The sequence below is a fragment of the Streptomyces sp. AM25 genome, assembly GCF_058146165.1.
This window is the reverse complement of record NZ_JBKIWN010000125.1, coordinates 1-1,373: the sequence shown is the minus strand read 5'-3', so window position 1 is coordinate 1,373 and position 1,373 is coordinate 1. Positions and strand designations below refer to the sequence as shown.

Here is a 1,373-nt window from a genome sequence, read left to right as displayed (position 1 = left end):
TGACCTACGAGAACAGCGAAAGTCGAGTTACTGAACCTCGTGGACGCCTACTTCCACCGCCAGATCGAGCCCGGTACGACGGTCTTCGACATACGCCTCGGCTTCACGATCTTCGACACAATCGGCGCCGAGCACCCGGCCGCCCGCCAGCTAGTCAGCGAACTGGCGCGGCGTACGGACGAAGCCCGCGACGGCTACGCAGCCCGCGAACTCCTGGCGCACTCACCGGCCGCCGAATACCTCACCGAACAACAGGCCGCGGACTGCCGCGATCTCGTCCGAGCCTGTGCCCTTGGTTCGGAAACCCTGCCCGCGCGGCTCGATCGAAGCCTGTCGGCCGCCCTCTCCGCCAGCGAGGCAGTGATCCGGAGCAGCCTCTCCCCCAGGTCCAAGAGCGCAGCAACAGCGCCACAGACGTAAAAGATCAACGGCTGCCGGGCCGAGGAGAAGGAGGTACACCGCCGACGCCTCTTCTGGTAGCCCGTCAAGGTCCGGAGCGCGCGGTCCCCTCTGGGGCCGGGCGCTCCGAGCCGGAGGCGGCGCCTGTGCCTTCGAGAGCACAGCGCCGCCTCACGGCGCGAGCCCGGCCGCGCTCACACGGTCCGGGCTCTTCAGTGGTCTTATGGGCCTGTTTCAAGGCTTTCTACTGACCGTCTCGCCGTGGGGCCATGAACACCATCACTCACAGGGGTGAATCGGCTGCCTGGCTCGGACGCCTACTCTCACATCTCGTGAGGGAGCATCAGAGTCATGATGGACCCGCCCGTATCGCCAGGCTCCGTGATCGCGATGAGCCGATCGGCGCCGGTGGGTGCCTGCCCGCAGGGCAGGGCTGATTCATAGTTCGAGCGGTCGAGAGAAGGTGCTGGTCACGGGCGTGTGGGGCCGTGTCTGTGGGCCGTGACGGATGCAACGAAGCTCCGGTTGAGGGGGTGACCCGTCAAGTCGCCCTGAACAGCCGGAGCTTCGATGTGCCGCCAGTCTTCCACGGTCTGTCTGGTCAAGTCACCCACGCGTCAACAGCGTGCGATCCCGGGGCTGGAGGGGAGGCTGAGGACGCTGCCCGACCCGCGTGCTCGCCGTGGGCGTCGTCACTCTCTGGTATCAGTGCTGCTGGTCGCGGCCTGCGCGGTCCTGGGATCGCGTCCCTCGTGCTGGTGTAGGCGATCAATCGGCGGTCGTGTTGGTGGTGTTGGGTAGTGCGGGGGCGCTTTCGGGGAGTTCGGGGTAGAGCTCGGCCATGCTGCCTTCGGGCATGTAGCGGCGGGGGAAGGCGATCCACTCGTCGTGCAGCTCGAAGAGCACGGCGGTGACCAGCCGCAGCAGTGCGTCGTCGTTGGGGAAGCAGGGCTGATGCAAGAAGCTAATTACTG

Annotated in this window: 1 protein-coding gene and 1 pseudogene; one reads left to right on the top strand and one right to left on the bottom strand. The window is 66.4% G+C overall.

The annotated features are described in order from the left end of the window. Nucleotides 1–39: 39 nt before the first annotated feature. Complete coding sequence (locus ACLHRZ_RS37175) at nt 40–420, top strand: hypothetical protein (RefSeq protein WP_490423001.1); 381 nt, start codon at nt 40–42, stop codon at nt 418–420. Between the two features lie 747 nt (nt 421–1,167). On the opposite strand, the pseudogene ACLHRZ_RS37170 reads toward ACLHRZ_RS37175, so the two are convergent. Further along, a pseudogene (locus ACLHRZ_RS37170) lies at nt 1,168–1,373 on the bottom strand (hypothetical protein); the annotation flags it as partial.